Origin of the sequence: Olivibacter jilunii (assembly GCF_900607235.1) — a bacterium.
In the GTDB taxonomy this organism is placed as follows: Bacteria; Bacteroidota; Bacteroidia; order Sphingobacteriales; family Sphingobacteriaceae; genus Olivibacter; species Olivibacter oleidegradans.
On the sequence record NZ_LR027862.1, the window covers coordinates 18683 to 39188 of the forward strand.

The following is a 20506-nucleotide window of genomic DNA, read 5'->3' on the forward strand; positions in this document are numbered from 1 at the left end:
TTCGTTAATTTGATCATTAATCCACATCCCACCATACACGGGTAGCGGCGTTATCAGGGCCTCCTAATAACTTCTTCCCTTCTGCTAAGGCTGCACCATTTGTGGAAGCCTCCACTGACGAGTATGGCAGTCTTTTAATAAATGTCCCCACCGGCAAATCGGCGTTATCCGATTGTAAAAGCGGATACATCGTAGGGTAGCCCGTGCGCCTGAACTCTGCCCAAGCTTCTATCCCATCCGGAAACACGGCCAGCCATTTTTGTGTAGCAATCTGTGCTCGCTGCATAGCTTCGTTGTTGGCCCAGCGAACCGGTATTTCACTCACTGCTTGCGAATTTGCCTCATCACCCGGTGCCATAGGTCGAGCATCACTTTGTATGTAAGCATTGATTGTGGATGCATCATTAATACCCCATTGTTGCAGGCTTAATTCGATTCCTTTTTCATAATAACTTTGCGCCGTACCACCTCCCATATTCCATCCATTCAATACCCCCTCGGCTAATAAAAAATATGCTTCCGCGGCTGCCATTACCTCTTGCCTTGCACCTAATTGCGCAACCCATGCCGTATTATCCGTATTCCGTTGAACCCATTTCAGGCCTAAGTTTGAAGTCTGATTAGGCCTGTTTCCCGGCAGATTGATTGCCGTCGGTGAGGACCCATTACGAAGTCCTTTAAATTCTCCGGTGGCCACCGCTGCTTGAAAAAAAACAGGAAGCCGAGGATCCTGATAGCCCTTTAAGTATGACGCCATGGTAGAACTCATGCTAAATTCATTGTTTGCTGCATTAAAGGCCAAGCCATTGGCATCGTCTCCATTTAATGAGCGTTCGATGCTGGCGGTTTCACTATTGGCTACCATGACACCGCCGGCAACCGCAGCTTCCGCTTCTTGTTTTGCCCGGTCTGGAGCCACTTTGGATATACGCATAGCCATTCGCAATCGCAATGTATTCGCAAATCGAATCCATTTGGCAACATCGCCACCATAGATCAAGTCCTGACTACCAAAGATATTCGTTGCTGTACCGTTCTTTAAATTGGTGACGGCAGAATCAAGTCGCTTAAATAGGTCATCATAGATTGCTTCTTGCGAATCATAGGGAATGCTACTATCCGTACTACCGGCTTTAAAATAAGGAACAGGTCCATATTGATCGGTGTATCTATGAAAAACATAGGCTTTCATGATATTGGCTAAGGCATATTCCCCCGAACTCGGTTCTGTATTATCAAAGATTGCCTGAAGTTGAGGCATCGTAAGAACGTAGGTAATAATAGCAGGTCGGGAAAGCCAGCCATCATTCATGGCATATCGATCGGTAGTGAAACTGGTCGTTGTGAGCGCATAGTACTGCGCGTACAAGTCCGGCATTAGGATCGATATCGTCTGATAGTAAGGGCGATGTATGGTTGCTGCCGATTGTGCTCTCGAAAACATAAAAGGAAGCTCACGTGCACCGGCTTCGGTCAGTTTGGAAGGATTGGTATTAATTTCGTCGAAGTCGCCGGTACACCCTGCTATTGCCAGTAACCAAATGGATGCGACTATATAGATAGCTCTTATTTTCATCGTATTATTTCTTTTAATTGCTGATGAGAACTCGAGTAAATAATAATTGTACTGTATGTCAATATTATTTACTTCTCGGTTTCATAATTGCAGATTTTGATGATTAGAAAGATAGATTTACATTAAACCCGAAGCTGCGTGTGGACGGTAATATCCCACTTTCAATACCCTGAAAGTTGCTAGTTCCTATGGCTACCTCGGGGTCAACCGGCAAGGTTCTTTTTCCAATACCCGGAATATCGAGCTTTGATTTCCCGCGATAAAAAAAGAACAAATTCCGAGCCGTCAATGAAAAACGAGCCGTTTTAATAGGAGATCGTTTCATATTCAACGTATAACCTACAGAGAGTTCTCGAAGTCGGAAATTGGTAGCATCATAGGTGAAAAATTCACCGTAGGCATTTGTACCTCCCTGCGAAACCTGAGTCCAAAGTTGTTCAGCGGATATAGCGGTCGTATTCCGGCTTCCATCTGCATGAACACCTGCTAAAACTAGCCCGCCATCCCGGTAAGCGGTCGTATAATCACCTAAACCAAAATAGGCTAACATAGCATCTGTTCCCGAAACAACGGTACCACCAACACGACCGTCAACCATAAAGGAGAAATTAAATTGTTTGTAATCGAACTGGTTCAACCAGCTTAACGTGTAGTCGGGATTAAAATTTCCGATCTTCTGCAATTGCTCGACGACAGGAAGACCATTCGCATTGATTTGATACTGTCCATCCTCATTTCTTGCCCACTTATAGCCATAAATATCCCCATAGGCTCCCCCGGGCTTGATTAATAAGCTCCCAAAATTGGTTGAAGGGGAAATGCTCGCTTGCTCAATTCCTGGAAGTAAGGATAACACCTTATTTCGATTCAGCGCAAAATTCACGGTCGTATTCCAATTAAATCCTTCCTTTTTAACTGGATTACCCGTTAACATCAATTCCATACCTTTATTCTGAATATCACCTACATTAACATACTGATTATTGTAGCCAGATGGTTGAGGAAGTCCGATAAAGATTAATTGGTTTACGGTATTCGTTTTATAGACGGAAGCGTCCAAACCTAATCGCCCATCAAAAAATCGCCACTCAGTACCGATTTCCCATGCCTTTGTTTTTTCGGGTTTCAAGTTATCAATATATTTAATCTGATCACGTGCTACGAAACCACTACCGGCGCCCGGACTATAAGAATAGGTCTGTTGAAGCAAGTAAGGATCCGCATCATTTCCCACTTGTGTATAAGCTCCTCTCACCTTAGCATAACTCACCCATGATGGGAGCTGAACCATCTCAGAAAGCAGACCCGACAACCCAAAAGATGGATAAAAATAACTATGAGGTGCGGGCAGTGTGGACGACCAGTCGTTTCTTGCAGTGACATCCAGGTATAGTTGTTCCTTATAATTCAATTGCGCACTTCCGTAAACCGACTGGATTTCCTTCTTTGCCACGATGTTACTGAAAGCAGGTGTGCTCGCAAAATTTAAATCAAACATGTTCGGTATACGCAATCCATTCGCCAGAGCCTGCGTATTATAGCCGCTATTGTTCAAGACTGCTGCACCAATGTTATAGTTCACTCCAAAATCAGCTCCAATTTTATTCGTTCCCGATAAGAGGAAGTCTATATTGCGTTCCCACCTATTCACATTGTTCTCCTGATACCTGCCGCCGGTAAGCGTTGGAATAGGAAGCGTTCCGGCATAAAAAGAACCTGTTATTTTATCATCGTACCGATCTAAACTAAAGCGCCCCTGGGCAAACAACCAATCGGTCAATTGATATTTAACGGATCCAACCAACATGATACGATTGCGTTCTTCATTTAAAGACATGCGATAGATGTCCCAATAAGGATTTTGAAAAAAGGAACTGTTTGTCCAATATTTTGGTTGTGGTTGTAGTGTTTCCTCATTGATGGTTTCAAAATCCCTTAACTCTTCCGGAGATAGGTCCCGAGGCATAATGAGCGCCTCATTCGTTACACCATTGTCCCCTAATCGGGGTTTATTCTTTATTTTTTGATTGACATAGGTAAGTTTGATATCTGTCGTCAGCCCTGGAAGTATTTCATTGTTTAAGCGTAAATTCAGCGTATTTCTATCCAATCGATTTTTTGGAATAATACCGGTGATAATGTTATTGGTATAAGAAGCATAACCTTGCATCTTTCCGGTACCACCTGAAACGCTTATCGAATTATTCAGTGTCGTTCCGGTATCATAGAAATCACGAACATTATTTGGATATGTTTGCGTAGGTGCACCCCAACTTCCGGCCGCATCCGCTCCGAACACACCACCGTTACCCCTACCGAAACTGTTCTGTAGATCCATTAACAGCATAGGCTTATCTATTGCCACGCCTCCACTGTAATTAAGGCGTACAGCTCCCTCTTTACCTTTCTTAGTCGTGATCATGAGGGCGCCATTTGCAGCGCGGCTTCCGTAAAGTGCCGCCGCAGCCGGTCCTTTCAGCACAGTTACCGATTCTACATCTTCCGGATTGATACTTGCACCGCCATCACTTCCTGAATATCCGCTGCTTAAGCTCTTTTGCTGTGTAGCCACCGTGTTTGCCGATCCACCGCCCCCTTGTTCGGTGGTCATCGTATTATCGATGGGTACCCCATCTACCACAATCAATGCGTTATTGTTCCCACTTATTGAACGGTTACCTCGTAAAACTACACGCACAGCACCACCCGGTCCTGTGGCCGCGGGCGTAACAACCGCACCGGCTACCTTACCGTTTAGGGCATTCATTACATTGCCGCCAGGATCTTTAACGTTTGTCAGATCATTGTTTTTCAATTCTTGGGTGGCATAGGTTAGTGATCGTGTTTGTCGTTCTATACCCAATGCGGTAACAACAACTTCGCTTAATTGAGCAGCATCTTCTACCAAGGTGATATTTAGCATTTGATCGGAACTAATAGGCACTTCCTTAGACTGGTAACCAACGGAAGAAAAAACCAGTACATCACCCTCTTTTGCCGCTAAACTAAAATTTCCCTTGGTATCAGTAGAGGTACCGGTTTTCGCTCCTTTTACTTTTACACTTACACCGGGGATTGGTTGTCCGTCGCTTTGACTCTTAACGACGCCCCCTATGTTGCCGCGTTGCTGTGAACATACCACAATAGGCATTAAAAACACCATCCATATTTGCAAAAATGTTCGCAGAAAGGCTTTAAAAGGCAAGATTCTTTTCATAATTTCTCACTTAGGGTTGGTAATACGAAGGGATCTATCCCTTTGCATTATTCAAAAAAATGAGAAACCGCTCTGAATGGCAAAAATTTAGGAGGAAATCACCGAGAACGTTATCGAAAAACAAATCAGCGTTTCAACGCTTCTATGGTTCGTGCGAGCATATGGTCTGACCCGTTTTTTATCTTAAAATAGGCTTCACTCCCGAAGAAAAACCTCGCTATCAGCGCTTTCATATCGAGTTCTATGAGTTTACGAGCGACCTCAACTTCCCTTTTATTAAACTCGATTTCATTACGTCTTGCCAACTCCACGAAATTACTATATGTGTCCTTTGGTAAACTATAGTGAGTTAAAAAATGATCAATCGAAAAGTCCGCGGGAGTTGAAACCAGCCGGCTATAAACGTAATCATTTATCAGGTTAGTCTTCAGCACTTTTTTATAGAAGCTATTGGCACCCAGCGTATCGATCGGCACGTAAATATCCGGCATAATGCCCCCACCACCATAAATAGGGCGACCCGAACTCGTATGATAAAGCATTCCTTTCAATAAGGATGTATCAAGTGGACTAGTGTTTTCATTCTGGGTCAGTTCTCCGGAAATGTACCTCCGATTGATTTCGTTAAAATACTTTTCCAACCCGTCTTTATAGGATTTTTGGATACTCCTACCAGATGGGGTATAATATCTCGCAATCGTTAAATTAATGGCTGAACCATCGTCAAAATCAAATTGATCTTGAACAAGCCCTTTTCCGAAAGAACGTCTACCAACAACGATACCTCGATCTAAGTCTTGTACAGCTCCTGCCACAATTTCACTGGCCGATGCGGAACGTTCATCGATTAAAATGGCAAGCTCACCTTCTTCAAAAACACCATCCCCTTTTGAATAATATTCAGTTCGGGGTTCGTGAGCTCCTTGCGTATAAACCAACAACTTCTTTTCTTTAAAAAATTCGCTTGCCAAAGCCGTTGCTGCACGCAAATAGCCCCCGCCATTTTCCCTTAAATCGATAATGAGCTTATCCACACCGTATTGCTTCATTCGATTTATATGTTTTCTAAAGTCACTGGCCGTTTGCGCACCAAAACGCTTAATTTTGATATAAGCAATAGCCGTGTCAATGATATAAGCTGCATCAATGCTACTTACGATGATCTTGTCGCGGATTACTTTAATCGGTTCTGTTAAATCGACCCCCTTTCGATTGATCCAGAGATTAACCGTACTGCCTCTTTTTCCCCGAACTCTTGCCGCAACCTCCTGTTCTTTCATATTTACACCGGAAATAGGTTTATCATCCACACCTATTAGCTTGTCGCCTATTTCCACACCAGCCTTCTCTGCAGGACCATTAGGCGTCAATGCCGTAATCATAAGTGTATCGCGAAGGCGATAGTATTCTAAGCCTATACCATCAAAACTGCCATTCAGTTCTTCTCCCATCGCCTTTGCAAGGCTAGGCGGCATATAGGTTGAATGTGGGTCCAGATGAGATAAAACTTGCTTAATCGCAAAATCCTGAAGAGTATCGATGCCCACTACGTCTACATACCGGTCATTTACAACTTGGATCAATCGTTGTAGCTTGCCACTTTTATCAACCAAAACGGAGGGTAGAATTCCGGAAGAATTTTTTGACTCCTCATCCACAAAACTTTGCCCCAACAATAAACCTACGAAAAGCACCCCGGCATAAGTGGCAGCGGTTAGTAAGTTTTTTCTAGTTTCGGGACTCATAGTGTTTTAGTGCTGCTAAGTTAACTATAATAAAGAAAATTCTAACAGAAAGGGAGGATTTTACAGGGATTTCGCTTTAGCATTTTTTTGTTTTAATAGCATAAATATGTGAGCTTATAGCACAAGTGAATATAGGTATCAGGTATCAAGACTTAAGTTTCAAGACTCTATTATTCTATCACCTATATCTATTGTCCTATGTCCTGCTACTTACCTGCCTGCCGGCAGGCAGGCGTCTTAGGTCCTTATCAAGACAACACTTCAGCTCGCAGCGTCTTATTGTATATCAAAGCAATTTTATCTAATTTTGTGTAGAATATTTGCATTATTGGACTGTCTTTTAACAAGCCTGTTAAACTACTCCGTTAACATACACCAGTCAATAAAATATTTATTACAGAAGAAAAGTTCTTTATTGGCAAAACACTGAACAAACAATGCACGAGATTGAACCCTTTTATCGTTGGCGAGACGACTACGTCGCATCAGAAGATGAACTTTCGCCCTTTTACGGTACCGAGTATAACGAATTTGAATTCGATAAGCAGATTTATAATTTTCTATTACATCCCCAATGGGATTACTTCGGTTCCAACACCTTGTATCTGAAGATACTTTTTGCTGATTATGATCATCAATATGCGATCATTGAAATGATTGGCGAATGGAATGATGCCATTAACAACGACATCATGTTACTTAAAAGAGAAGTTATCGAACTGATGATTGCGCAAGGAATTAACAAATTTATTCTCATAGGTGAAAACATATTGAATTTCCACGCTTCGGATGATTGCTATTATGAAGAATGGTTTCAGGAAATAGAGGATGGCTGGATTGCAGGACTTAACTTCAGACACCACGTAATTGATGAATTCAAAAATTCAAACATCGATTATTTTATCAATTTTGGCGGCCACCTAGACGAAATGAGCTGGCGTAACCATAAACCAATTCAAGTCTTTCGTGCCGTAGAAGAGCAATTAACGAAACGGCTCTACTAACTCTTTCAAATCCGGGTTTAGCCAAAAATTGACACTGCTTTTCATATAATACATCTCCTCTCTATCGTCTTCCCCGCTTGTAAGCGCTCTTTTCTCCGGATTTGCAAATGCAAGACATTTTCGTTAAGTTTGGTACAAAGCTTGCTCCTAAATCCAAAAAGATAATAAATTAAAGCATCATATTAAACCAATGGCCTATGAAGACTTTTGTTTTATTATTGGTTGCATCCTCTCTTTATGGCAATCATGTATGTGCACAGGATTCCAGCAACAATTCCAGCAAACAAGTAGACAAGACGAAGTTGCCGGTTCCGAATGAAAAGGAGCAATTATTTTATCTACAACGCGATCCCAACAAGAACACGGTCGTTTATACGCTGAACAAAAAAGATGGTAAAATTGACGAAGATGAGCCCGTTAGCGCCTATTGGATCTTATATGAAGAAGATGGCGAGCGGAAAGATCTATCCTATATTCAACGAAAATTTGCCTATGGAATTGACCACAAAAAGGTAAGCGATAATGAATACGAAATCCGCTTAACTTCATGTAAAAGCATCCCCTTCCGTTTGGCTTATTGCCCTTTAAGCAAACAATATGAAGCCTTTACTTCCATTAACAATAAGCCGGCTATCGTTGAACGTATATTTGTGCGGATCAATGGTGGCTCGCTCTTTAAACCAAACGTTGATTATATTGAATTAATCTGCAAAGACAGCCAATCCGGTCAGAAACTTAAACATATGATCCCTATGGATGAATAGACGGCCAATAGACCGGACAGCAGCATTTTAAAAAATTCGCCTAACCACATCATTCAAATAACATTTGATAATCATCAAATTATTACCGACATTTGCAATGCTTATTGAGAAAGACGGAGGGATTAGACCCTGCGAAGTCTTGGCAACCTGTGCTTACAAGGTGCTACATTCTACCTGATTCAATATCGGGAAAGATAAGCAAAAGTCATTTTCTAGGCTTTTTCTCAATGCAAGCATCATTTTAACGATAAAATATCTATTTGGGAGATAGATAACAACCTGTATATGGTTTAAGTGCCGTATGAGTATTAGAGAAGAATTGAACAAACGCATTTTGATCATCGATGGTGCAATGGGCACGATGATTCAACCCTATGGACTCAGCGAAGCTGATTTCCGTGGCGAACGGTTTATAAATCACCCCTGTGAAGTAAAAGGCAATAATGATTTACTGAACATAACCCAGCCGCTTATCATAAAAGAGATACATGAGGCTTACCTCGAAGCTGGCGCTGATATTATTGAGACGAACACTTTTAGCTCGCAGGTAATATCAATGGCAGATTACCAAATGGAATCTTTGGTGTATGAGTTGAACTTTGAGGGAGCTCGAATTGCCAGAGAGGCTGCCACGCAGTTTACACACAAAAATCCGGCGAAACCCCGCTTCGTAGCGGGTGCAATCGGTCCAACCAACAGAACCGCGTCCTTGTCGCCCGATGTTAACGATCCCGGTTATCGGGCAGTAACATTCGACGATCTAGTAAATGCTTATTATGAACAAGTACGTGGCTTGATTGATGGCGGTGCTGATGTCCTGCTGATTGAAACAATCTTCGACACCCTGAATGCCAAGGCAGCCATTTTTGCTATCATCCAATATGAAAACGAATTAAAAGCGGCCGGTAAACGCAGTGAATCGATCGATATCATGATCTCCGGCACCATTACCGATGCCAGTGGCAGAACACTCTCCGGTCAAACCGTAGAGGCTTTCCTTAATTCTATTAACCATGGAAATATCCTAAGTATAGGTCTCAACTGCGCCTTGGGAGCAAAAGAAATGCGTCCGCATATTGAAGAGCTTTCAGAAAAAGCGGGCTGTTATGTTTCCGCTTATCCCAATGCCGGATTACCAAATGAATTTGGCGGTTACGACGAACAACCGCACGAAACTGCGCACTTAATAGAAGATTTTATTGAAAGTGGCTTTGTCAATATCGTTGGTGGATGCTGTGGTACCACGCCAAAACATATTCGGTGTATTGCCGATAAAGCGGCGAAAGCAAAACCAAGAAAAGTACCGAAACCGGAGCCGTTTTTACGTTTAAGCGGCTTAGAACCCATTACCTATACCCCAGATAGCGTCTTTATGAATATTGGCGAGCGGACCAATGTAACTGGTTCGCCCAAATTTGCCAAACTCATTCTCAGCGGCGATTTTGAAGCGGCGTTATCAGTTGCCCGCCAACAGGTAGAAGGCGGAGCGCAAGTAATTGATGTCAATATGGACGAGGGAATGTTGGATTCAGAAGCCGCTATGACCCGCTTCTTGAATCTCATTGCTTCCGAACCTGACATTGCCAAGCTTCCTATCATGGTCGACTCATCAAAATGGTCAGTCATTGAAGCAGGTTTGAAATGCTTACAAGGTAAAGGCATCGTCAATTCCATTTCTCTGAAAGAAGGGGAAGATTTGTTCAAGGAACGAGCTACGACCATTATGCACTACGGCGCCGCTGTTGTAGTTATGGCTTTTGATGAAGTTGGCCAAGCTGATTCGTACGAACGCCGCATCGAAATATGTAAGCGTTCTTACGATATACTTGTAAATGAGGTAGGCTTTCCTCCACAAGACATTATTTTTGATCCCAACATCTTAACCGTTGCTACCGGCTTAGAAGAGCACAATAATTACGCGGTCGACTTTATAAACGCGACCCAATGGATCAAGCAAAATCTGCCGCTGGCGAAGGTGAGTGGCGGTGTAAGTAATATATCTTTCTCCTTTAGAGGCAATAATGTTGTTCGTGAAGCGATGCATGCAGCATTCTTATATCACGCCATCAAAGCCGGGTTAGATATGGGCATCGTTAATGCCGGCATGTTGGAAGTATACGAAGAAATCGATCCAACCCTACTAACTTATGTGGAGGATGTCTTACTCAATCGTCGGGAAGATGCTACCGAGCGCCTAGTCGAATTTGCAGAAACCGTTAAAAGTAAAGATAAGGCAGAAGTAAAAAGTGCCGAGTGGCGCAGCGGCCCGGTTGAAGAGCGATTATCACATGCGTTGGTTAAAGGAATTATCGAATTTTTGGACGACGATGTGGAGGAAGCCCGTCTAAAGTACCCTCGTCCTTTGGAAGTCATCGAAGGTCCATTAATGGACGGAATGAATATCGTGGGCGATCTTTTCGGAGCGGGAAAAATGTTTTTACCCCAGGTTGTGAAATCGGCTCGCGTCATGAAAAAAGCTGTTGCTTACTTACTGCCTTTCATTGAAGCAGAAAAAGCGAAGAACCCTTCGGCCGGCGACAGAAAAAATGCGGGCAAGATTCTGATGGCTACGGTAAAGGGGGATGTGCATGATATTGGAAAAAACATTGTCGGCGTGGTCCTAGCCTGCAACAACTTTGAAATAATCGACTTAGGCGTTATGGTACCTAGCCAAAAAATATTGGACGAAGCCCGAAAACACCAAGTTGATATTATAGGTTTGAGTGGTCTTATCACACCCTCCCTTGATGAAATGGTGCATGTTGCCAAAGAAGCTGAACGAGAAGGTTTTAAAATTCCGATTATGATCGGAGGGGCAACCACATCCCGTATTCATGCAGCCGTAAAAATCGCTCCTAATTATTCGGGCACCATTGTGCATGTATTAGATGCTTCCCGTAGTGTTACCGTTGCCAGTAACTTACTCAACCCGGAAAGTAAAGAGAGTTATGCTGCCACTATTCGTGCCGAATACGATCAAGCCAGAGAGAATCACCTTCGAAAGAAATCGGAGAAAAAGCTAGTACCTATTGAAGAAGCGAGAGCAAAGAGATTTCAAATTAATTGGGAAAGCTACCAAGCTCCCAAACCCGCCTTTTTAGGCACTAAGGTGTTTGATGACTTTCCGCTTGACGATTTATTACCTTATATCGATTGGACTCCCTTCTTCCATACGTGGGAGCTACGCGGCAGCTATCCTCGTATTTTAACCGATAAAACCGTCGGTACAGAAGCAAGCAAACTGTTTGATGATGCGAAAAAGTTATTACAAGAAATCGTCTCCAACAAATTGTTAACCGCTAAAGGTGTGATTGGCTTTTGGCCGGCTAACGCTACTGGCGATGATATCGTTTTATATAAGGATGAAGAGCGAAAGGAAATACTAACACGGATCCATACCTTACGTCAGCAGGCGGAAAAAGCAAAAGACCAACCCTATTATGCCTTATCGGATTTTATTGCTCCGGTCGGCAGTCGCGTAAATGATTATTGGGGAGGCTTTGCCGTTACCACCGGTATTGGCTGTGATGAACTTGTCGCCCAATATGAAAAGAATTATGACGATTATAACAGCATTATGGTAAAAGCCTTGGCTGATCGACTGGCTGAAGCTTTCGCCGAAAAGATGCACGAAATGGTGCGCAAAGAATACTGGGGTTATTCCAGCGATGAGCAACTTAGCAATGAAGAATTGATTAAGGAACAATATGCCGGAATCCGACCGGCACCGGGATACCCTGCCTGTCCGGAACATACAGAGAAAATTACGCTTTTCAATATTTTAGATGCCGAAGAGAACACCGGCATTTACCTAACCGAAAGTTTAGCCATGCATCCAACCGCTGCCGTTAGCGGTTTCTATTTCTCCCATCCTGAATCCAGGTACTTCGGTGTTGGGAAGTTAGGAAAAGATCAAATAGAAGACTATGCCAAACGGAAGAATGAAACGGTAGAGGTCGTTGAAAGATGGTTGGGCCCGAATTTGGGATATTAGTTGCGGGTTGTTGGTGTTAGTTATTGGTTATTGGTTGTTAGTTGTTAGTTATTGGTTGTTGGTTAACCTAACTAAAAGTTATTAGTGTAAAAAAGTTGCATAATGATTATTTTGAGCGATACATAAATACAAATTAACCAAAATAAGAACATTAAAATGAAAAGTGGCAACAAACCTTATACTGAACTCGACGTATGGAAAGAGACCAGAGGACTAGTAAAAGAAATATATCTAGCAACAAAAAACTTTCCTAAAGAAGAACAATACGGAATAACAAACCAGATTCAACGAAGTGCTGTTTCAATTCCATCCAATATCGCTGAAGGATGTGGCAGAAACAGTCCAAAAGATAGCTTACAATTCTTTTATATTGCTAGAGGCTCACTTTACGAATTAGAAACACAATTAATATTATCTTTTGATTTAACATATTTATGCCAAGAACATCTTAATTTTTGCTTACATCTAGTCGAAAAATGCAAGAAATTACTTAACGGGTTCATAAGATATTATAGAGGCTTTCTGAAGCTAAATCGAAATTTAAACGATCAACAAATAACTAACAACGAATAACCAATTAATGAAAATAACAGATCATATCTCAAACGCGAAAAACAAAACCCTCATCTCCTTCGAACTGCTCCCTCCCATCAAAGGGCAAAGTATTCAAGGCATCTTTAATACCATTGATCCCTTAATGGAGTTCAATCCCCCTTTTATCGATGTTACTTATTTAAGAGAAGACTATATTTACAAGCAACATCCAAACGGTTTGCTGGAAAAGGTGGCATATCGCAAACGGCCAAGTACCGTTGCAACCTGTGCAGCTATTATGAATAAATACAAGGTAGATGCCGTACCACATCTTATCTGTGGTGGATTTACAAAAGAAGAAACGGAAAATGCTTTAATTGATTTACAATTTTTAGGTATTGATAACGTTCTTGTACTACGTGGCGATGCACGAAAAAGCGAAAGCTCCTTTGTACCAACTCCCGGAGGCCACGCCTATGCATCCGATCTGCTACAACACGTCGTTAACATGAATAATGGTCAATACTTGCATGACTATATGGACAATACTGAGAAGACCGATTTCTGCATTGGGGTGGCGGGATATCCGGAGAAGCATTTCGAAGCGCCGAACCTTGAAACTGATTTCCAATACCTGAAACAAAAAGTGGATCTAGGCGCCAATTTTATTGTGACCCAGATGTTCTTTGATGTCAATAAATATAAAGCCTTTGTTGATAAATGCCGTGCTAACGATATTAACATCCCCATTATTCCGGGATTAAAGCCCCTTACCACCAGTAAACAGCTTACAAGCCTGCCGAAGGTTTTCCATTTGGATATACCTTTAGAGTTAAGCAAGGCCGTACAAGCCTGCAAAAGTGAAAAAGAGGTAAAAGATGTTGGCATTGAATGGATGATCCAGCAGTGTAAAGACCTTATAAAAATGGGAGCACCTGTATTGCATTTTTACACAATGGGTAACCCGGAACCGACCAAAAGAATTATACAGGGGGTATTTTAACCCCCTACTCTTTAACTCTTGTGTCCGTATAATAGGCAAGTATCCGGTATTCGCCATTGACTTTGCCAAATACAAAAGCAAAATAATTATCTCCTACTGTATCATATTCTCCGTATTGGCAGTACAGTTCCAGCAACGTACTACCAGGGTCAATTAATTCAGCAAGCTTTTTATAATAGTCGCCACTCGATTCAATATCAATTTGCTGCACTTGCTCCACTTGTCGCCGGGGAATTATTCGCTTTACATCTTCATTGAAGATAACCGATCGATAACGATCAAAATCCTCAGACTCTAATAAACCATCTCGCTTTTCTTCTTCACTTAGGTTATTCAGCTCGTCTACCCAATAAATCGTTTGTAAAGGAAAATGTACGATATTTGTTATCGCTTCCACTCTATCCGTCTCTATATTTCGCTGAAGCCCCTTGTAAAAACTTCGAAATTCTTTATCGATTTTCTGGGCTTGGGCCGTCAAAGTCAACATACTTAAACAAGAAAGAAAAACAAAACGTAATAAATTCAATTTCATCCTATTATTTATTTTAATATGCGTCCGGTTTACATCTCGATTTCATCTGTAAATAATTAATTCGTTCGAAGCTTCCACCTTGCTCAAGATCGGACCTACGTACTTCTTTGAAAGAAACAAAACTGCATTATATTTGTTGTTAATCAAACTTTATAGAAAAATTAAGACAATTTTAAAATGAAAAGAAGCGCAACGGCCGTTTGGCAAGGAACAGGAAAAGAAGGAAATGGCACACTAACCACACAAAGTAATGTACTTGAGGAAACTCCTTACTCCTATAAAACCCGTTTCGAAGATGCAAAAGGCACCAATCCGGAAGAACTCGTCGCGGCAGCTCATGCCGGATGTTTTACCATGAAACTTGCCTTTAACATTGATGCGGCAGGTTTTGAAGTAGAAAAGTTGGAAACTACCTGTAACATCGAATTAAAGGACGGAAGCGTTACGAGCTCTTTTCTAACGGTTCGGGCAAAAATCCCCGGTATTCCTAAAACGAAGTTAGATGAATTGGTAACCGATGCAGAAAAGAACTGTCCCATCTCTAAATTGTTAAATACAAATATTGCTGTAGACGCACATTTAGAAGAGTAAATAAAGGATAAATCCTTTACCCAATCATTTTTATTCTCAACCTGAGCGCCGTAAAGGATTTATCTTTGTAACATTTCTCGTTATTTTCTCAAAAAACGAGACCCGTATTCGTACTTATTAAATTAAATCCTACCTTTGAACGGTATGCTTGCTAAAAGCTTTTAACAACATACTAAAACAAACACATTTTACTTTTCTGAGATTTCTTTCTGCGTGCACGGAACCGTTGATGCGAAAAGATTATGTATGGCGTTTTATTATCACACATGGCTAACTATTTTTCAAAACTGAGATTCACCCAATTTAATCTCTATTTGTTGTCAGCAACCAACTGGCAATATACCCTTTTACCTGTTTCAACTTTTTACACGTTTGCACCTCATACGAATCCCCCTCCCGTTGAGGCGATAACCCTTCAAACCTAAGATTATGATAAACTGAACCTGCCAAATATAGCACAGGCAGGAATGCAACGGTAAAGCGTGACGCTTTATCGAAAGAGCTTTTATATCATAAATGTAACACAGATGAAACCTGCATAAATTGCAATACTGAAGACAGTAAATAACTGAATGTAGTGAGTTCATGAATGTCATTGAACCGCCGAAGGTAGCACGAACCGAGTGACATGAGCTCATGATACCATTGAACATAAACGTTCATGAATAACACCTTTGGATTAGACACGAAATGAACAAACAAATGCAAATGAATAATTTATGCAAGCTTCATTGCCATTAAAAAACAAATTCATTCCAATGAAAATCAATAACCAAACGTTGTATTCATTGAAATCGCTGTTTTTTGCGATTTTGATGTTAACTATGCCCCATTTGAGTGCATTTGCACAAACACGACAACTAACGGGTACAGTAACCGATGCACAGGATCAATCTCCTATTATCGCGGCTACTATTAAAGTGGTCGGAACCAATATCGCTACATCAACTGATGTCAATGGCAAATTTCAGCTAAATGTACCCGAAAATGCCAGCTCTTTAAGTATCAGTTCTATTGGGTATGACGCCAGAACGATGCCGATCAATGCGCAGACCACTACCTTAAATATTACGCTAACCGCTTCGGCACAAGAGCTTGAAGGTGTGGTAGTAACTGCACTTGGTATTAACCGGGCGCAAAAATCGCTGACCTATTCCACCCAACAGGTCGGTGCCGAGGAATTAAATAAAGCAAAAAGCCCGAATCTCATTAATACGCTAAATGGTAAAGTGGCGGGTGTTAACATTGCTCCCAGCTCGTCCGGACCGGGAGGTTCGGCCAAAGTTGTACTCCGTGGGAACAAATCGGCCTCCGGAAACAATCAGGTATTATATGTGATAGACGGTGTGCCTATTAATAACAATACAACCGGTGCACAACCAGGGAATGTGTTCGGAGGTGAACGTGATCCCGGTGATCCCATTTCTACAATTAATCCAGAGGATATTGAGAACATATCAGTCCTGAAAGGTGCCTCAGCGGCCGCTTTATATGGCAGTCAGGCAGCAAATGGGGTTATTCTGATCACTACCAAATCCGGTAAATCCGGCAGAGCGGTCATTAACTTCTCTTCCAGCGCTTTAATAGATCGAGCAGCTTACACGCCTGAATTCCAGAACAGCTTCGGCCAGGGAATGGATGGGGTTTCCAATACCTCTTCCTTAAACAGCTGGGGTGCCGCAACTGACAGCAGGAAGTACGATAATGTGTCTGCGTTTCTGCGAACAGGAAGTAATCTAACAAACTCGCTGAGCCTGTCTGGCGGCAATGATAAAATGCAGACCTATTTTTCGTATGCCAATACACAGGCAAAGGGTATACAGCCCAACAACGACCTAAGTAGACATAACCTCAACTTTAAGGAAACGGCTAATTTTTTGGACGACAAACTACAGGTTTCGGCCGGTGCGAACTACATCTCCCAGAAGTTGGATAATGCACCGCAAACGGGCTTCTATTTCAACCCGATGGTAGGATTGTACCTATTTCCACGGGGCATGGATATTGCCCCTTATAAGACCTTTGAGCAATTCAACGCACAGAAAAACCTGAATGATCAGAACTGGCCATTTCTTTCGGACAGCGAAACCACTCAACAGAACCCTTGGTGGATTGTTAACCGCAACCAGAACTATTCGAACAGAAACCGGTTATTACTGAATGCCAGCGCCAAATACAAAGTGGCTCCCTGGCTTTCTGTTCAGGCACGTGGAAGTCTTGATCGTACCAGTGAAGTATACGAAACAAAGATCTTTGCCGGCACACATAACATTTTAGCTCGCCCGGGTGGCGCCTATAATTATACAAATACAACAATTACGCAACAGTATGCCGATTTGATTGCCAACATGAACTTCCAGGTGGCGGATAAACTAAGCATTACCGGTGTAGTAGGTACAAGCATTACTGATTGGAAAACAGAAGGGTCAAATTACAACAGCGGCACGGCCGGTTTATCAACCGCTAATGTGTTTACCATGCAAAACTCCGAAACACCAAATATCAGCACCCTAGCCAGAAATAGAAGGCAATTGCAATCTATATTTGCCAGTGCGAACCTGTCCTATGACAACTGGGTATTTTTGGATCTTACCGCGAGAAACGACTGGTCGAGTACATTGAGTTTCACGAATAACAGCTCCTTCTTCTACCCGTCTGTAGGTTTGGGACTTGCCCTGAATGAAAAACTCAACTTCCCGGATTTTATCAATCTCGCGAAAATCCGTGGTTCGTACGCCCAGGTCGGTAATGATCTTCCTCCATATACTACCTATCTGTTGAACACATTGAATCCATACGGTGTAATCGGAATGAACACCACTACCTTCCTGAAAGAGTTGAAACCGGAGATTACCAACTCGTTGGAAATCGGTACGGAATGGAAATTCTTTGATAGCCGCTTGGGGGTAGACTTAACCTATTACAAGACGAACACAAAAAATCAATTCTTTAAAATTGCCGCCAGTCAGGCTTCATTCTATGACACCTACGCAATCAATGCAGGAAACATCCAGAATCAGGGTGTTGAAGCACTCATCAGTTTCGATGCCATTCGATCAGAAAATTTCAACTGGACAACGAGCCTGAATTATTCCTATAACAAAAACAAAATCATCGAACTTTCCGATAACATTCAGGAGTTTGCTTTAACGGGTGAAAGTAGAAATAACTTTGCTTCAAAATTTGAAGTTGGAGGCTCTTTTGGCGATATCTACGGGCAGGATTTCCAACGGGATGATCAGGGCAGAATTATGATCAGCGCGGACGGCATCCCCTTGAAAAATTCGGAATATACCAAGCTTGGTAACGCCAATCCGCTCTGGCAAATGGGGTGGAACAACAATTTAAGTTATAAGAAATTTTCGCTTTCATTTTTAATTGACGGAAAGTTCAACTATGATGTCCTGTCCGTAACCCAATCCGTTATGGACGGTTATGGCGTATCAAAGGCGACCGGCGATGCGCGTTTAGCAGGCGGGGTATCCATCAACGGTGTAGATCCGCAAGGCAACGCAGTGAATATGATCGATCCGCAGGTTTGGTATACTTCAACCGGTGGTATCGGGCCTGTAACCAGCAATTATATCTATGATGGAACGGTAGTCCGTCTACGCGAACTTACACTCGGATATGACATCCCATTGAAAGAAGGATTTATCAAGAACCTGAAAGTGTCAGCCGTTGGAAGAAACCTTATCTATTTCTACAAAAAGGCTCCTTTTGACCCCGAGGTAACGATGTCAACCGGCAATACATTGAGCGGTCTGGATATCTTCATGATGCCCGCTACACGCAGCTATGGTTTAACACTAAATGCAACTTTCTAATGAATACGACAAAAATTTTGAATAAATATATGGTCCTTTTTACAGCGTTGGCGATCGGATTTAGCAGCTGTACAAAAGATTTTGAGGATCTCAACACCAATAATACCGGCGTTTCGGATGAAGATCTGAAGCCGAATGGTCAGGATCTGGAAATTTTCTTCCGTCAGGCGCAAATGTCTATCTATAATTTTTCAGGTGGCGGCGATCCGAATTCGTACCAGGTGCAGCAGAATCTGAATGCCGATGTTTACAGTGGCTATTTTATGTCACCCACACCTTTTAACAGCGGACAGAACAACCTCAATTATGCGATGGTCAACGGCTGGAACGGTGAACCTTTCAAAGTGCTTTATGTAAACGTTCTGAATTCGCTGAATAAGCTTAAAAACAACGGCCTTGCAGAAACATATCCGGCAGTATGGGCAGCCGCCCTGGTAGTAAAGGCAGAAGCAACCAGCCGTGTAACTGATATCTACGGCCCTATTCCATACAGCGGTGTAGGTATTACCGGCAGTATTCCCTATGATAGTCAGGAAGATATTTATAAACGTCTGTTTCTGGAACTCGATACGGCACGTAATTTATTATTAACCTTCAATAACGGTACCGACACAACACAGGTGCCTGCGAATATCGGGGAGGCAGACCTGGTCTACCAAGGAGTTGATAACAAAACACGCTTCCAAAAATGGCTTCGTCTGGCCAACTCGCTCCGTTTACGTTTGGCGATGCGTATCGTAAAAGCAAACCCTCAGTTGGCGCAAACCGAAGCTGAAAAGGCACTGGATCCCGCCAATGGCGGTGTCATCGACAATAACGCCGATAATTTCCGCATAACGGTTCCATCGGATGCCAATTTTTCCAACCCACTTTACTTTATAGCTAAAAACTGGGGGGATACCCGAATCAATGCCTCCCTGGAATCTTATATGGTGGGCTATAAAGATCCGCGCATAGCCAAATACATGGACAAGGCAACCGACAAGGTCATAACCGGTCAGTACAAAGGGATTCGGGCAGGTGCTGCGGGGCTAACGAAAGACGCCTATATCGGTTATTCTTCGCTCAACATAAACGATGGTACGCCTACCTTTAGCGCAAGTACCGCACCGATGTTGATGACCGCCGCTGAAGTATATTTCCTAAGAGCAGAAGCCGCTCTTCGGGGATGGGCCAATGCCGGTGGATCCGTACAGGCTCTTTATGAACAGGGCATCCAAAGCTCCTTTAGTCAATGGGGTGTACAAGGAGCCAACGCTTATATACAAAATAACACCAATACACCTATTGCCTATGTTGACCCTCGGAACAGCCGCAATAATGCCCCCGCACCGACAACCATTACCGTACAATGGAACGAAGGCGCGACAGCAGAAGAAAAACTGGAGCGCATTATCACACAGAAATGGTTAGCTATCTTTCCTGAAGGTCAGGAAGCTTGGAGTGAATTTAGACGGACCGGCTATCCGAGGATTTTCCCGGTGGTTGTTAATAACAGTGGAGGCCTGATCGATACTGAAGTACAGATTAGGAGGCTACCTTTCCCTCAGAACGAATACAATACAAATGCTGCTGAGGTTCAAAAAGCCATCCAACTTTTAGGAGGCCCCGACAATGGCGGGACCCGTCTTTGGTGGGATAAAGAAGGAACCAATTTTTAATACTCGATTCAATCGATACAAAGGGAAATGTAACGTTTCCCTTTGTATCGATTGAATT

At 42.5% G+C, this 20506-nt stretch carries 12 protein-coding genes and 1 riboswitch; of the genes, 8 read left to right on the forward strand and 4 right to left on the reverse strand.

What is annotated here, in order from left to right:
* Positions 1–16 precede the first annotated feature (16 nt).
* The 3 genes from E0E36_RS27015 to E0E36_RS27025 all read right to left on the reverse strand — a co-directional run bounded on the left by E0E36_RS27015 (position 17) and on the right by E0E36_RS27025 (position 6538).
* Positions 17–1576, reverse strand: a complete 1560-nt coding sequence (locus E0E36_RS27015; RefSeq protein ID WP_130858524.1) for a SusD/RagB family nutrient-binding outer membrane lipoprotein — start codon at positions 1574–1576, stop codon at positions 17–19.
* A 103-nt stretch (positions 1577–1679) separates the two neighbouring features.
* The gene (locus tag E0E36_RS27020) at positions 1680–4793 is read right to left on the reverse strand and encodes a SusC/RagA family TonB-linked outer membrane protein (RefSeq protein WP_130858525.1); all 3114 of its coding nucleotides are present in this window, start codon (positions 4791–4793) and stop codon (positions 1680–1682) included.
* A gap of 125 nt (positions 4794–4918) precedes the next feature.
* Positions 4919–6538, reverse strand: a complete 1620-nt coding sequence (locus E0E36_RS27025) for a S41 family peptidase (protein ID WP_013663687.1) — start codon at positions 6536–6538, stop codon at positions 4919–4921.
* 437 nt (positions 6539–6975) lie between these two features.
* Here E0E36_RS27025 and E0E36_RS27030 point away from each other — a divergent pair, with 437 nt between their 5' ends.
* The 5 genes from E0E36_RS27030 (at position 6976) to metF (ending at position 13837) form a co-directional block, all read left to right on the forward strand.
* A complete protein-coding gene (locus E0E36_RS27030; RefSeq protein WP_013663688.1) occupies positions 6976–7542 on the forward strand; it encodes a hypothetical protein in 567 nt (188 codons plus the stop codon).
* Between the two features lie 197 nt (positions 7543–7739).
* Positions 7740–8306: a DUF4833 domain-containing protein gene (locus tag E0E36_RS27035; protein WP_130858526.1), complete on the forward strand. Its 567-nt coding sequence runs from the start codon at positions 7740–7742 to the stop codon at positions 8304–8306.
* A 98-nt stretch (positions 8307–8404) separates the two neighbouring features.
* Positions 8405–8507, forward strand: a riboswitch (SAM riboswitch).
* Positions 8508–8607: 100 nt separating this feature from the next.
* Positions 8608–12300, forward strand: coding sequence for a methionine synthase (gene metH / locus E0E36_RS27040; protein ID WP_130858527.1), 3693 nt, complete (start codon positions 8608–8610; stop codon positions 12298–12300).
* A 156-nt stretch (positions 12301–12456) separates the two neighbouring features.
* Positions 12457–12873, forward strand: a complete 417-nt coding sequence (locus E0E36_RS27045; protein ID WP_130858528.1) for a four helix bundle protein — start codon at positions 12457–12459, stop codon at positions 12871–12873.
* Between the two features lie 7 nt (positions 12874–12880).
* On the forward strand, positions 12881–13837 hold the full coding sequence (metF, locus tag E0E36_RS27050) for a methylenetetrahydrofolate reductase [NAD(P)H] (protein WP_130858529.1): 957 nt from the start codon (positions 12881–12883) through the stop codon (positions 13835–13837).
* A gap of 4 nt (positions 13838–13841) precedes the next feature.
* On the opposite strand, the gene E0E36_RS27055 is transcribed toward metF, so the two are convergent.
* On the reverse strand, positions 13842–14369 hold the full coding sequence (locus E0E36_RS27055) for a hypothetical protein (protein ID WP_130858530.1): 528 nt from the start codon (positions 14367–14369) through the stop codon (positions 13842–13844).
* A 177-nt stretch (positions 14370–14546) separates the two neighbouring features.
* Between E0E36_RS27055 and E0E36_RS27060 the strand changes: the two genes are divergently transcribed.
* The 3 genes from E0E36_RS27060 (at position 14547) to E0E36_RS27070 (ending at position 20448) form a co-directional block, all read left to right on the forward strand.
* Entirely contained in the window at positions 14547–14960 is a 414-nt protein-coding gene (locus E0E36_RS27060) for an OsmC family peroxiredoxin (RefSeq protein WP_013663694.1), read from the forward strand.
* Between the two features lie 758 nt (positions 14961–15718).
* Positions 15719–18787, forward strand: a complete 3069-nt coding sequence (locus E0E36_RS27065; protein ID WP_242627408.1) for a SusC/RagA family TonB-linked outer membrane protein — start codon at positions 15719–15721, stop codon at positions 18785–18787.
* On the forward strand, positions 18787–20448 hold the full coding sequence (locus E0E36_RS27070; protein ID WP_013663696.1) for a RagB/SusD family nutrient uptake outer membrane protein: 1662 nt from the start codon (positions 18787–18789) through the stop codon (positions 20446–20448). Before E0E36_RS27065 ends, E0E36_RS27070 begins: the two co-directional genes overlap by 1 nt.
* Positions 20449–20506: the final 58 nt, after the last annotated feature.